The 12759-nt window shown below is 71.6% G+C and carries 13 protein-coding genes; 7 read left to right on the top strand and 6 right to left on the bottom strand.

The features are described from left to right. Nucleotides 1-11: 11 nt before the first annotated feature. Nucleotides 12-1400: an MFS transporter gene (locus H563_RS15870; protein ID WP_022882230.1), complete on the bottom strand. Its 1389-nt coding sequence runs from the start codon at nt 1398-1400 to the stop codon at nt 12-14. A gap of 111 nt (nt 1401-1511) precedes the next feature. Between H563_RS15870 and H563_RS0108750 the strand changes: the two genes are divergently transcribed. After that, nucleotides 1512-2177, top strand: coding sequence for an IclR family transcriptional regulator (locus H563_RS0108750; protein WP_027479261.1), 666 nt, complete (start codon nt 1512-1514; stop codon nt 2175-2177). Here H563_RS0108750 and H563_RS17405 read toward each other — a convergent pair. Both H563_RS17405 and hpaD read right to left on the bottom strand, forming a co-directional pair. Then, complete coding sequence (locus tag H563_RS17405) at nt 2166-3083, bottom strand: LysR family transcriptional regulator (protein WP_022882228.1); 918 nt, start codon at nt 3081-3083, stop codon at nt 2166-2168. The two genes, H563_RS0108750 and H563_RS17405, sit on opposite strands and share 12 nt — an antisense overlap. Before the next feature lie 28 nt (nt 3084-3111). Beyond that, nucleotides 3112-4113 carry a 3,4-dihydroxyphenylacetate 2,3-dioxygenase gene (gene hpaD, locus H563_RS0108740; protein ID WP_022882227.1) on the bottom strand — a complete coding sequence of 334 codons (1002 nt, stop codon included), beginning with the start codon at nt 4111-4113 and terminating at the stop codon, nt 3112-3114. Between the two features lie 141 nt (nt 4114-4254). Between hpaD and H563_RS0108735 the strand changes: the two genes are divergently transcribed. Beyond that, on the top strand, nt 4255-5748 hold the full coding sequence (locus H563_RS0108735) for an NAD-dependent succinate-semialdehyde dehydrogenase (RefSeq protein WP_155865125.1): 1494 nt from the start codon (nt 4255-4257) through the stop codon (nt 5746-5748). Between the two features lie 18 nt (nt 5749-5766). Here H563_RS0108735 and H563_RS0108730 read toward each other — a convergent pair whose 3' ends face one another. Next, nucleotides 5767-6483, bottom strand: a complete 717-nt coding sequence (locus H563_RS0108730; protein WP_022882225.1) for an SDR family oxidoreductase — start codon at nt 6481-6483, stop codon at nt 5767-5769. A 93-nt stretch (nt 6484-6576) separates the two neighbouring features. Here H563_RS0108730 and H563_RS0108725 point away from each other — a divergent pair, with 93 nt between their 5' ends. From H563_RS0108725 to H563_RS15860, 4 genes are read left to right on the top strand one after another with little or no spacing between them, the layout of a single operon-like run. Next, nucleotides 6577-7584, top strand: coding sequence for a FecCD family ABC transporter permease (locus H563_RS0108725; protein WP_022882224.1), 1008 nt, complete (start codon nt 6577-6579; stop codon nt 7582-7584). After that, complete coding sequence (locus H563_RS0108720; protein WP_022882223.1) at nt 7581-8639, top strand: FecCD family ABC transporter permease; 1059 nt, start codon at nt 7581-7583, stop codon at nt 8637-8639. The genes H563_RS0108725 and H563_RS0108720 overlap by 4 nt, the downstream gene beginning before the upstream one ends. Beyond that, nucleotides 8636-9481: an ABC transporter ATP-binding protein gene (locus tag H563_RS0108715; protein WP_022882222.1), complete on the top strand. Its 846-nt coding sequence runs from the start codon at nt 8636-8638 to the stop codon at nt 9479-9481. Before H563_RS0108720 ends, H563_RS0108715 begins: the two co-directional genes overlap by 4 nt. Continuing rightward, nucleotides 9478-10494, top strand: a complete 1017-nt coding sequence (locus tag H563_RS15860) for an ABC transporter substrate-binding protein (protein WP_022882221.1) — start codon at nt 9478-9480, stop codon at nt 10492-10494. Before H563_RS0108715 ends, H563_RS15860 begins: the two co-directional genes overlap by 4 nt. 26 nt (nt 10495-10520) lie before the next feature. On the opposite strand, the gene H563_RS0108705 is transcribed toward H563_RS15860, so the two are convergent. After that, a complete protein-coding gene (locus H563_RS0108705; protein ID WP_022882220.1) occupies nt 10521-10937 on the bottom strand; it encodes a VOC family protein in 417 nt (138 codons plus the stop codon). A gap of 90 nt (nt 10938-11027) precedes the next feature. On the opposite strand from H563_RS0108705, the gene H563_RS0108700 reads away from it, so the two are divergent. Then, a complete protein-coding gene (locus H563_RS0108700; RefSeq protein WP_022882219.1) occupies nt 11028-12014 on the top strand; it encodes a helix-turn-helix transcriptional regulator in 987 nt (328 codons plus the stop codon). On the opposite strand, the gene H563_RS17400 is transcribed toward H563_RS0108700, so the two are convergent. Beyond that, entirely contained in the window at nt 12011-12754 is a 744-nt protein-coding gene (locus H563_RS17400) for a PRC-barrel domain-containing protein (protein WP_022882218.1), read from the bottom strand. The genes H563_RS0108700 and H563_RS17400 overlap by 4 nt on opposite strands. Nucleotides 12755-12759 lie beyond the last annotated feature (5 nt).

Raw genomic sequence — 12759 nt, 5'->3', positions numbered from 1 at the left:
AGACGGTGGGGTCAGACGACCGGGTCGGAGCCGGCGGGGATCGCCGGCGCCTTCGACCGTGCGAACATCCACGGCGTCTCGTCCTGCGTGGCGTGCCCGTCGAGCGCGACGCCGGTGCGGTCGTGCAGCACGAGGGTGGCGGCCAGGCCGACGAGGGTCAGGACCACGAGATAGACCGTGACCGCGGCGGTTCCGCCGGTCGTCTTGACGAGGGTGCTCGCGATGACCGGCCCGAATGCACCGCCGAGGACCGCGCCGATCGCGTAGGTGATCGCGACGCCGGAGTAGCGGATGGGGGCGGGGAACAGCTCGGCGTACACGACCGACAGCGGTCCGTAGGTGATCCCGATGCCCACGCTCAGGATCACGAGACCCAGCAGCGTGGACCACACGGTGCCGAGGTTGACGAGCGGGAAGAGGGCGACCACGCCGACGAGCTGCGCGAGCCAGCCGAACACATAGACCCGCTTGCGTCCGAACCGGTCGGAGACCACTCCCGAGACCCAGGTCGACAGCAGCCAGCACAGCGAGCCCAGGGCGACCGCCCACAGAATCGGCTCGCGGTCGAGGTGGATCGGGCCGGTCGGGTCCGTCGTGTAGTTCTGCACGAAGCCGCCGGTCGTCATGGTCCCCACCCCGGTGCTGCCGGCGAAGATGAGTGAAGCCACCAGCACGAGCCATCCGTGCCGGCGGAACAGCTGCACGACGGGGACCCGCACCCGCTCGCCCTCCTGTTCGAGGCGCGTGAAGACGGGGCTCTCCTCGAGGCGCAACCGGGCGTAGTAGCCGACGCCGACGAGCACGATGCTGAGCAGGAACGGCACCCGCCAGCCCCACTCGACGAAGGCCTCGCCCGGCGCGATCATCGTCATGATCGCCATCACGCCCGAGGAGGTCAGCAGGCCGAGCGGCACTCCGATCTGCGGCGCGACCCCGAGGGCCCCGCGGCGTGCGGCCGGCGCGTGTTCGACCGACATCAGCACGGCGCCGCCCCACTCGCCGCCCGCGGAAAGCCCCTGGAGGATGCGCAGCAGGATGAGGATGATCGGCGCCGAGATGCCGATCGTGCCGTAGGTCGGGACGAAACCGATCAGCGTGGTCGCGATGCCCATGGTGAGCAGCGTCCACACCAGCATCTTGCGACGGCCGATCTTGTCTCCGAGATGGCCGGCGATGAATGCGCCGAGGGGCCGGAACAGGTAGCTCAGGCCGAGGGTCAGGAACGCGACGATCGTCGCGAACCCGGGACCGGCCGGGGCGAAGAACTCGGTGGCGAAGATGAGGGCGCTCGCCGACGCGTAGGTGAAGAAGTCGTACCACTCGGTCATGGTTCCAATGGCGGTGGCGACGAACACGCGACGTTGCTCGCGGGTGCGGGAGAGCTCGGGTGCGGGGATCACGGGGGACAATCTGACTCCTTTGTCTGTCTCTATAGTTGAGACGCGATTGCAATAATAGAAACGATGCTAAACCCGTCGCTCCGGAAGGGGCAAGCACGGCAAGATCGAGGTGTGACGCTGTCCAACGGCCGCGGCGAGCCGGGCTCCCAAACGCTCGCGCGTGGGCTGGCTGCGCTGACGGAGATCGGCGACGCCCACGCGCCCCTCACCGTCCCCGAACTCGCGGAACGCCTCGGAGTGCACCGGTCGATGGCGTACCGCCTGGTGCGCACCCTCGAGCAGCACGGCTTCGTTACCCGCACGGCGGGCGGCGGGCTGGAGCTAGGGGCGCGGGTCGCGGCGCTGGCCCGCAACGTGGCACGCGACCTGCAGACCGCCGCGGCCCCGGAACTCACCGCGCTCGCCAACGAACTCGGCATGACGGCGTTCGTCGTCGTGCACGACGGCGAGGAGGCCGTGACCCTCAGCACCGCCGAGCCGCGCCGCGTCGACGCACCCGTGGCGCAGCGGCCGGGAAGCAGGCACTCCATCGATCGCGGAGCCCCCGGCCGGGTCATCCGCTCTCAGCTCGACCCGACCGCCCACCCGCCCCGGCGCTACGAGACCAGCCACGACGAGATCTTCCCCGGCCTGTCGTCGGTCGCCGTGCCCCTGCACACCCGGGACGGTCGGCCGGCATCGCTCGCCGTCGTCTACGCGAGCCGCGACGTGGATCTCGACGAGGTCGCGGCGACGCTCAGCGCCGCGGCGCGACGCATCGAGCAGTCACTCGGCTGAGCGGGACGACGCGATCCGCTCCAGCAGCCGCGACACCGCAGGAGCCGGCGCGGGTCCCCGGCGGCTCAGTGCGAGCACGTCGAGGGGGCGCGGGGCGGGCTCGAGCGGGCGCAGGGTGAGACCGGCCGACGCCATGCTCGCGCCGTCCGGGTCGGGCAGGATGGACCGCGCCATGCCCGCCTGGATCAGCGGGATGCAGGTCTGGATGGTCTCGAGCACCCGCAACTCGCGCGGAACGATCCCGTGCCGGTCGAACGCCTCCTCCACGGCCTCGGGAAGGCTCGGCACCGCGAGGGTGCGCTTGGGCAGGGCGACGATCTCGCCGTGGAAGGCCGAGAGCGGCGCACGTGCGCCGAACTCCCCGTCGAGATCGGGCGGGAACGCCCCCACGAGCGGCGCGGTGCCCCAGGGCAGCGCGTGCAGCTCGGCGCGGTGCCGCTCCGCGAACCGGGCGCCGTCCGCGACCATCACGACGGCGAGGTCGGCCTTCCGCTCGAGCAGCAGGTCGATCGCGGTCCACGGGGGAGGGTCGACCAGGCGCACGTCCACCTCGGGGAACTCGGCCGCGTGGGAGGCGAGAAGCCGCGGAATCCGATATCTCATCAGGGTGGGCACCGCCGCGATCGTGACCACCCCGGCGACCCCGGCGCCATAGTTCGCGAGCCGGGCACGGATGTCGTCGAGCTCGCCGAGAACGCGGGACGCCTCTTCGAGGAGATAGCGCCCCGCGCTCGTCGGCTCGACGCCCCGAGGCGAACGGGTGAGCAGCTGCACGCCGAGCTCGGCCTCGAACTTCGAGATCGCAAGGCTCAGGGGCGGCTGCGAGATGTGCAGCTCGGCCGCAGCGGCAGTCAGCGAGCCGGCCTCGACCACGGCCTTGAAGTACCTGAGCTGGCGCAACTCCACGCTCAGAGCCTAGAGCGGCGCCGCACCGTCAGTGCAGCTGCAGATAGTCCTCGAGGGTCGACGGCGCGGCCGTCAGCAGCGGCTCCAGCACCGGTTCGTCCGGGAACTCGCTCGCCTCGAAGAACCAGCGCCGCGAGGCGGGCATGCCCCAGAGCTGAGCACGGCGGGCGTCGCTGATATCCCACCGGATGGGCTCGTCCTCGAGGTCGATGAACTGGTAGTGCGTGGTGAACAGCTCGACCCGATGCTGGTCGGGGTCGCGCAGGTAGAGGAACAGCGCGTTGCTGATGCCGTGCCGGCCGGGGCCGCGGTCGATCTCCTCCCCGAAGCCGCGGGCACCCGCGACGTCGGCGGCGTGAAGCAGGGAGATGCCGTCGGGCACTGTGTAGGCGAAGTGGTGCAGGCGCGGGCCTCGACCATTGGTGAAGACGAGGTCGTGCGTGTTCCCCTTGACCTCCATCCACGAACCCCACAGCTCGTCGGTTCCGTCCTTCGCGGTGTATTCCGCGAGGCGCATGCCGAGCCCCGCCCAGAAGTCGGTCGCCGCCTGCACGTCGTAGCTCACCACCTGGAAGTGGTCGATGCGCTGCGGGGCGCCCGCGACGAACTCGTCGAAGTCCTGCATCTTGCGCTCGACCGTCGTCATCGAGCTCGTGAGCTCGATGTGCGTGCCCACCGGGTCGCGGAATTCGATCGTCGGCCCCTGGTGCGGCTTCTCGACCCGCCGGTAGTCGATACCGTTGGCCTTGAAGAAGTTCTCGGCGCTCACGATGTCCTCGTCGCGCTGGACGCGCAGGCCGATGTACAGCGCCTTGGCCTCCTCGCCCTTCTCCTGGTACAGCGTGAGGCTGTGGTGGGCGGCCTCCTCCAGACCGCGCAGGTACACCGCGTCATCCGTCTCCTCGGTCACGACCAGGCCGATGACGTCGCGGTAGAAGTCTCGGCTGGCGGCGAGGTCCTTGGCGGTGATCGCGACGTGGCTGGCCCGCGTGATCCGGAACGGCGGTTGGAAATTGGTGATCGGAAGCATCGTTGACTCCAGGCTGTGACGAAACGATTCGGATGCTCAGCCTGCCCCGCCCGGCGACGGTGCCGGTACTACCTGATCGCTCTGGCGGCCAGATCGAACAGGTATGCGTAGCAACGCGCGCGCGTCCGTAGGGTGCTGAGCATGAGCCTTGAGACCCTGGCCGTGTTGTCGACCGCCGAGCGGTCACTGCTCGGCGCCGTCCCGCACCAGCTGCTCATCGACGGTCAGTGGGTGGACGCCGAGGGCGGCAACACCTTCGCTGTGCGCGACCCGGCGACCGGCCAGGAGCTCACCGCGGTCGCCGACGCGTCCGTCACCGACGGCGTCCGCGCGCTCGATGCGGCGGTCGCCGCCCAGGAGGCGTGGGCGGCTACATCGCCGCGCATCCGCGGTGAGATCCTGCACGGGGCGTGGGAGCTGCTGCAGGAGCGCAAGGAGGACGCCGCACTGCTGATGACTCTCGAGATGGGCAAGCCGCTGGCCGAGGCGCTGGACGAGGTGGCTTATGGCGGCGAATTCCTGCGCTGGTTCTCGGAGGAGGCGGTGCGCATCCACGGGCGGTACGGCGTGAATCCCGAGGGCACGGGCCGCATGATCGTCACTCAGCGCGCGGTCGGCCCGTGCTACCTCATCACGCCGTGGAACTTCCCGCTGGCTATGGGCACCCGCAAAATCGCGCCGGCCCTCGCCGCCGGGTGCACCGCGGTGATCAAACCGGCCGGGCTGACGCCGCTGACCACCCTGTTCCTCGCAGGGCTTCTGCAAGAGGCGGGCCTGCCGGACGGCGTGCTCAACGTGGTGACCACCCGCGCCACCGGCGCCGTCTCCGACGCGATCATCGCCGACCCGCGGCTGCGCAAGCTCTCCTTCACCGGATCGACGTCCGTCGGCGTGCAGCTGTTGAAAAAAGCCGCGAACAACGTGCTTCGTACCTCGATGGAGCTGGGCGGAAACGCTCCATTCCTCGTCTTCGACGACGCCGACCTCGACGCCGCCGTCGAGGGCGCGCTTGCGGCGAAGTTCCGCAACATCGGCCAGGCCTGCACAGCCGCGAACCGCTTCCTGGTGCACGAGTCGGTCGCCGACGAGTTCGGCCGGCGCCTCACCGAGCGCGTGCGCACATTCCGAGTCGGTCGGGGCACCGAGGAGGGCGTGACGATCGGCCCGCTGATCGACGACAAGGCGGTCGCCAAGGTCGGCGAGTTGGTGGCGGACGCGGTGAGCCGGGGCGCTTCACTGCTCGCCGGCGGCCGCCCGATCGACGGCCCCGGCAGCTTCTTCGAACCGACCGTCCTCGGTGAGGTCGGCACCGATGCCGACATCTTCCGAGAGGAGATCTTCGGCCCCGTGGTCGCGATCACCCCGTTCCGTGACGAGTCCGATGCGGTGGCCAAGGCGAACGCCACCGAGTACGGGCTGGTGAGCTACGCCTACACGCGCGACCTGGCGCGGGCGCAGCGGCTCATCGACGCGCTCGACACCGGCATGATGGGCCTCAACGTGGGCGTGGTCTCGAACGCGGCGGCGCCGTTCGGCGGCGTGAAGCAGTCGGGCGTCGGCCGCGAGGGCGGCTTCGAGGGGATCCACGAGTACCTCGAGACCAAGTACGTGCTCATCCCCGACCCGTTCGCCTGATCGGACCGTCGGCCGCCTTCACCGCTTCTTCGTCGGCCGCACCGTGATCGTCTCGATCGTGCCGCGCGGCGGCAGGTCCACGACGGCGCGCACCGCCGCGGCGACGTCCTCGGGCGCCAGGTAGTAGCTCGTGTCGTACTCCTCGCCGAGCTTGGCGGTGAGGCCGCGCTGCATGTCGGAGTCGGCGCGCCCCGGGTGCACGCTGGCGACGCGCACCCCGTTGCCGCGTTCCTCCTCGCGCAAGGCATCCGTCAGCGCGCGCAGCGCGAACTTCGACGCGGCGTACACGCCGCCGCGCGGCCCGCTGACGAAGCCCGACCCGCTGTTGATCGCGACGACGACGCCGCGGGCGGCGCGCAGGGCGGGCAGCGCGAGGCGCGTGAGCTCGGCCACGGCGAAGACGTTGGTGGCGAACACGTCCTCCCACACCGCGCGCTCGGTCTCGGCGATCCAGTCGCCCCGCTCGACCCCGGCCGAGTGCACGAGCACATCGAGGCGCTTCGGCAGCGGCGGCAGCGGGTCGTGCGCGAGGTCGGCGAGGTACGGCTCGGCCGAGGGCAGCAGATCGACGACGGATGCCGCGGCGGCGGCGCTTCGCCCGCCGACGAGCACGTGGTGGGTGCGCCCGAGCTCGAGCGCGATCGCACGGCCGAGGCCGCGGGTGGCGCCGGTCACCAGCGCGATCGGGCGGTCGTTCTGTTCGACGGGGGCGTCGGTCGCGTCGGTTCCGGTCATGCGCGCAAGCCTACGGAAGACGATGCCGCAAGGCAGGCGATGGAGGGCGGCGGGCTGGATCAGGAGGAGAAGTGAGGTGAGCCTCTCCTAACTGTGACTCCCCACTCGTCCGGTCGGCGCCTCGCGCTGTTCGCCGCTCTGCTCGCCGCGGTGGCGGCGGCCGCGCTGCTCAGCCTGATGGTCGGCCGCCAGCCGTTGTCTCCGGCGACCGTGCTGCACGCGCTCGCGCCGCACTCGACGGGCGCCGCGGCCGACATCGTGCGGGGCCTGCGCCTCGAGCGCACCGTCGTGGCCGTCGCGGTGGGGCTCGCGCTCGGCGGGGCGGGCGCGCTGATGCAGGCGCTCACCCGCAACCCGCTCGCCGACCCCGGGCTGCTCGGCGTCAACGCCGGCGCCGCGGCGGCCGTCGTCACCGGCTTCGCACTGTTCGGCATCTCGGGCCGGTACCCGCAGATGTGGCTCGCGCTCGGGGGCGCCGCTGCGGCATCCGTCGTCGTCTACCTCATCGGGTCGGGTGGCCGCTCCGGCGCCACGCCCGCCCGGCTCGCGCTCGCCGGCGCCGCACTCAGCGCCGTGCTGCTCGCGTACATCAACGCCCTCGCGCTGCGCGACCAGCGCAGCTACGACACCATGCGGTTCTGGGTGGCCGGCTCGGTGGTGAACCGCGGACTCGACACCCTGGTTGCGGCGCTGCCGTTCCTCGTGGTCGGAACCGTGCTCGCGCTGCTGCTCACCCCGGGCCTCAACGCGCTCGCGCTGGGCGACGACCGGGGTCGGGCGCTCGGCGTGCGCGTCGGCCTGGTGCGCGTGCTGACCGCGGCCGCCGTCACGCTGCTGTGCGGGGCGGCCACCGCGGTGGCGGGCCCGATCGGATTCCTCGGCCTGACCGTCCCTCACATCGTGCGGTTCCTCGTCGGGCCTGACCAGCGGGCGGTCGTGCCGATGTCGATGTTGCTGTCGGCGGCGCTGCTCGTGCTGGCCGACACCGCAGGCCGGGTGATCGGCACCGGGCGCGAGATCGAGGCGGGCATCATGACCGCCATCCTCGGCGCCCCGGTCTTCATCGCCCTCGTGCGGCGGCGGAAGCTGGTGGCGCTGTGACCGTGCTCTCTCACGGGCCCGCCCGCTCGCGGGTGATCCGGCTCGCACAGTGGTCGCTCGTCGTGCGGCCGCGGGCCGCGGCGGTCTGCTCCGCGCTGTTCCTCGCCCTGCTCGCCGCGATCGTTGCCGCACTGTCGGTCAGCGTCAACTTCGTGCCGGTCGGCGGCGTGCTCGCCGCACTCACCGGCCACGGCACGCCGGCCGAGCAGCTGATCGTCGTGCAACTGCGGCTGCCCCGTGCGGCGGTCGGCGCGCTGGTCGGGCTCGCCCTCGGACTCGCGGGAGCGCTCTTCCAGTCGGTGACGCGCAACCCGCTCGGCAGCCCCGATGTGATCGGCTTCGACACCGGTGCCGCGACGGGCGCCCTCATCGCCATGCTCTTCACCGCCGGCGGCGCCGCCGCGACCTCGCTCGGCGCGGTCCTCGGCGGGGCGGGCACCGCAGCGGTCGTGTTCCTGCTCTCGCTGCGGCACCGCGGGCTCGCCCCCTTGCGGCTGGTGCTCGTCGGCATCGGCGCCGGCGCGCTGCTGGCGGCCCTGAACTCGCTGCTGATCGTGAATGCGCAGGTGTACGACGCGCAGAGCGCCGCCGTGTGGCTCGTCGGCAATCTGGCCGGCTCCGACTGGACGAAACTGGCGATGCTCGCGCCCGTGGTCGTCGTCGGCGCCGTGCTCGCGCTGCTGCTCGAGCGCTCGCTCGCCGTCGGCGAGTTCGCCGACGAGCGCGCCCTGAGCCTCGGCCTGTCGACCGAGCGGCTGCGCCTGGCCGCGATGGCAGTGGGCGTGCTGCTCGCCTCGGCGGCCGTCGCCGCGGCCGGGCCGATCTCGTTCGTCGCGCTCGCGGCGCCGCAACTGGCCCGGCGGCTGACCCGGGCGAGCGGGCCGAACCTGCTCGCATCCGCTCTCACCGGCGCCGTGCTGCTCGTGCTCACCGACCTGGCCGCGCGCGAGGCCTTCCAGCCCCGCCAGCTGCCCGTCGGCGTGCTCACCGGGGTCGTCGGCGGGCTCTACCTCGTCTGGCTGCTGGGCCGGGAATGGAAGAAGGGACGCGCATGACCGCGACCACGACGGATGCCTCGCGCCTGCGCGCCGAATCGGTCTCGCTCGGCTACGACGGCCGCACCGTCGTCGACCGGCTCGACCTCGACGTTCCCGACGGCTCGTTCACCGTCATCGTCGGCGCGAACGGCAGCGGCAAGTCGACGCTGCTGCGCGGTCTCGCCCGGCTGCTGAAGCCCGAGTCCGGCCGCGTGCTGCTCGACGGGCAGGCCATCCACAGCTACGCCCCCAAGGAAGCCGCCCGCCGGCTCGGCCTGCTGCCGCAATCGCAGTCGGCGCCAGACGGCATCGCCGTCATCGACCTGGTCGCTCGCGGGCGGTACCCGCACCAGTCGTTGCTGCGGCAGTGGTCGCCGGCCGACGAGCAGGCCGTGCGCGCCGCGCTCGAGCTGACCGGCACCGCCGAGCTCGCCGGCCAGGCCTTCGACGAGCTGTCGGGCGGGCAGCGCCAGCGGGTCTGGCTCGCGATGGCGCTCGCCCAGCAGACCGACATCCTGCTGCTGGACGAGCCCACGACCTACCTCGACATCGCCCACCAGGTCGAGGTGCTCGACCTGTGCTCCCGGCTGCGCGCCCAGCGCGGCCACACCCTCGTCGCCGTGCTGCACGACCTGAACCTCGCCGCCCGCTACGCCACCCACCTCGTGGCCATGAAGGACGGCGCGATCGTCGCGGCCGGCACGCCCGCCGACATCGTCACGCCCGAGCTCGTCGAGCACGTCTTCGGCCTGCCCTGCCGCATCATCACCGATCCCGAGTCGGGCACCCCGCTCGTCATCCCGCGGCATCGCCCCCTCGATGCCGACCCCGTCCCCGCAGAAGGAGAGACCCGATCATGAAGCGACGAACCCTGAAGCTCACCGCCGCTGCCCTGGCTGCGGCCGCCGCCCTCGCGCTGTCGGCGTGCAGCAGCGTCGGAACGACCGCGAAGTCAAGCGGCGACGCCTCAGCGTCGGCCGCCTCGGGCCCGTTCGATTACACGGATGCGCGCGGCGAGAAGGTGCATCTCGACGAGGTGCCCACGACCGTCGTCGCGCAGAGCAGCGTCGCCGCGTCGCTGTGGGATGCGGGGTACCACGTGGCAGGCGTGTACGGCGAGCTGACCCCGGTGGACGGGAAGCTCAGCTACCAGGCCGGCAGCATCGACCTCGACAAGGTCACCGTGCTCGGCAAGACCTACGGCGAGTTCGACACCGAGAAATACGGGCTGATGAACCCGCAGCTGCTCGTCGACTACAGCTTCGACGGCAAGAGCCTCTGGTACGTGCCCGCCGAGCAGTCGAAGCAGATCCTCGCCCTCGCTCCGTCCGTCGCTGTGCCCGGCACCTACAAGGACACGACGACGGCGATCGAGACCTTCGTCGACCTCGCCGGCAAGCTCGGCGCGAACACCAAGAGCGCCGCGCTCGAAGCCGAGAAAGCCGACTACGACAAGGCGCTCGAGCAGATCAGCGCGATCGCAGCCGACTCAGGACTCAAGGTCGTCATCATGTCCGGCGACAAGGACAGCCTGTACGTGGTCGACCCGCAGAACCTCTCCGAGGCGACCACGTTGAAGGACAAGGGGCTGGACATCATCGCGCCGGCCAAGCACACCACCGACACCTTCCAGCAGTACAGCTGGGAGCAGGCCTCCGAGTTCGCCGACGCCGACGTGATCCTCTTCGACGCTCGCATCTACGACTCGTTCAAGTCGGATCTGGCGAAGATCCCGACCTGGACGAGCCTGCCCGCCGTCAAGGCCGGCCAGGTGTACGGCTGGTACGCAGCGGCGCCGTACTCGTACAAGTCGTACGCGAAGATCTTCCAGGATCTCGCCGATGAGCTGAAGTCGGCCAAGAAGCTCGGCTGAGCCGGCGGCGCACGGGCGCCGGGGTCTCACCCGGCCGCGTAGGGCCGGTCGGCGAACCGCTCGATCGCCGCGGGGGTGGAAGGAGTGAACAGCCCGATCAGATTGCCGTCCGGGTCGCGCAGGAAGAACGCGCGGTTGCCCCACGGCATCAGCGCGGGCTCGGTGACGAAGTCGAGCCCGAGCGCGTCGAGCCGGCGGAACTCGGCGTCGACGTCGTCGACGAGGAATTCGATGATGGCGGAGCGGTTGGCCGCCGGCTCGGCGGCGCCCGGCGCGAAGACCGGCACGGTGCTGGTGCTGCCGATCGCGAGCGTGGCGGTCGGTGTGATCAGCTCGGCGAAGACGGGCGCGGGCCTGCTCGCGGCGATCCCGGTGAGCTGCTCGTAGAAGGCGGCCATGCCGTCGACGTCGTCGGTGACGAATCGTGTGGAGACGAAATTCATGAGGGGGTCCTTCCCGATGTGGTTCGGCTTTTGCCCGACGGTATGCGCGATACCGGGCGGCATCCGCCCGGTTATGGCACCATCTCGGGAATGACCCGTCCCACGGTCCGCGTGCTCACGCTGCTCGAGATCCTGCAGCGCGGGGGCCGGCGCACGGTTGCCGAGCTCGCCGCCGCGCTCGAGGTGGACGAGCGCACGGTGCGCCGCTACATCGCGCACCTGCTCGAACTCGAGGTGCCGGTCGTCAGCATCCGTGGCCGCCACGGCGGCTACGAGCTCGCGGCCGGTGATCGGATGCCTCCTCTGATGCTCACCGAGGACGAAGCTCTCGCCGTGACGCTGGGCCTCGTCGCCGGTCGGCGTTCCGGGCTCGTCGCCGCGGCCTCGCCCGCGGCGGACGCGGCGTCGGCGAAGGTGCGGCGGTCGCTGCCCGAGCGCAGCGCGCGCCGGCTGGAGGCCCTGATCGAGAGCGCCGGCTTCAGCGGGCCCGCCGTCTCCGCCGCAGGCGCCGAGACGCGGGTGCTGCTGCTGGTGGCGTCCGCAGCGCGCGACCATCGGCCGCTGTGGTTCGAGTACACCTCGCGCATCGGGCACGGCAGCGCCAGAACCCTGTTGCCGTACGGCATCGTCGCGCACGCCGGCCGCTGGTACGCCACCGGTCACGACACGGGGCGCGACGAGGTGCGCACCTTCCGCCTCGACCGCATGGCCAGCCCCTCCCTGCTGCCGGGACGGTTCGAGGTGCCGCCCGGTTTCGACCCGGTCGACGCCGTGCTCGGCAGTCTGGCGTCGGCCCCGTGGGCGCACGACGTGTCGGTGAAGGTGCGCGCCGCGCCGGACGAGGTGCGCCGCCGGCTGCCCGCGGCGGTCGCGGTCGTCGAGGGCGGGGCGGATCTGGCGGATGGGTGGAGCCGGGTCCGCATCCGCGCGCAAGAACTGGACTGGGTGGCCGCCCTGCTCGCCGGGCTCGATCGCGACCTCGTCGTCGAGCGACCCGACGAGCTTCGCGCGCGACTGCGCGCGCTCGCCGACCGGCTGCTGCGGTCGGTCGATGCGAGCGGCGGCCGTTCGGTTTAGTCGGTACCGCCCTGCCCGGACTGGTCGGCCGGGGCGTCGGCCACGTGCCGGCCCGTGCGGCTGCGCTCGACCGTGACCGTCTCGCGGCTCTCGGCCACCGTCTCGCCGTTCGGGTCGAACTCGGTCTGCGCATCCGTCACCACGTGCCGACGCAGGCGGGTGCGGCCGGTGGTCGGCGCCGGTTCGTCCGTGCCGCCGTCGGCGGTCCACGCGGTCGCCGCCGGCTGCCCGGCGTCGGCCTGTTGCTCGGCCGCGCCCTGCTGTTCGGCCGCGGCCCGATCCGCTGCGTCCTGATCCGACACGGCCGGGGGCTCCGCCGTCGGCACGGGAGTCACGACGCCGGTGCTCGTCGGGCCGCCGGCCGCGACATCCGTGTCGCCGCCCTCGCCGTTGCCGCCCCCGGCGTTGTCGTTGTCGTCCTCGGCGAGGCCGGCCGACCGGTAGTAGTCGAAGAGGCGGTCCTGCTCGTCGTCGGTCAGCTCGCCGTCGTTGTCGACGCGCGGCGCGCCCTTGATCGTCTCCTTGTCGTAGCCGACCCGCAGCTCCTCGCCGACGAGTTCGGCGTCGCGCAGTGGCACGAACGACTGCGAGGTGCCGAAGAAGCCGGTCGGTACGGTGGCGAAGAGCGGGTCGCCGGTGTCCTTGTCGAGGTAGACCTGCTTGACGGTGCCGACCTTCTCGCCGTCGCGGTCGACGACCTTGGCGCCGAACAGGCTGTTGACGTAGATGCGCTCGATCATGGGTT

Source organism: Gryllotalpicola ginsengisoli DSM 22003, from assembly GCF_000419445.1.
Classification (GTDB): Bacteria; Actinomycetota; Actinomycetes; order Actinomycetales; family Microbacteriaceae; genus Gryllotalpicola; species Gryllotalpicola ginsengisoli.
This window is presented reverse-complemented; position numbering and strand designations above follow the sequence as displayed.

What these genes read in the sequence shown, in the direction of transcription:
- H563_RS0108705 (WP_022882220.1), bottom strand. Translation starts at nt 10,937, where the DNA reads ATGAATTTCGTCTCCACACGATTCGTCACCGACGACGTCGACGGCATG.
- H563_RS17400 (WP_022882218.1), bottom strand. Translation starts at nt 12,754, where the DNA reads ATGATCGAGCGCATCTACGTCAACAGCCTGTTCGGCGCCAAGGTCGTC.
- H563_RS0108735 (WP_155865125.1), top strand. Translation starts at nt 4,255, where the DNA reads ATGAGCCTTGAGACCCTGGCCGTGTTGTCGACCGCCGAGCGGTCACTG.
- H563_RS0108730 (WP_022882225.1), bottom strand. Translation starts at nt 6,483, where the DNA reads ATGACCGGAACCGACGCGACCGACGCCCCCGTCGAACAGAACGACCGC.
- H563_RS0108715 (WP_022882222.1), top strand. Translation starts at nt 8,636, where the DNA reads ATGACCGCGACCACGACGGATGCCTCGCGCCTGCGCGCCGAATCGGTC.
- hpaD (WP_022882227.1), bottom strand. Translation starts at nt 4,113, where the DNA reads ATGCTTCCGATCACCAATTTCCAACCGCCGTTCCGGATCACGCGGGCC.
- H563_RS15860 (WP_022882221.1), top strand. Translation starts at nt 9,478, where the DNA reads ATGAAGCGACGAACCCTGAAGCTCACCGCCGCTGCCCTGGCTGCGGCC.
- H563_RS0108700 (WP_022882219.1), top strand. Translation starts at nt 11,028, where the DNA reads ATGACCCGTCCCACGGTCCGCGTGCTCACGCTGCTCGAGATCCTGCAG.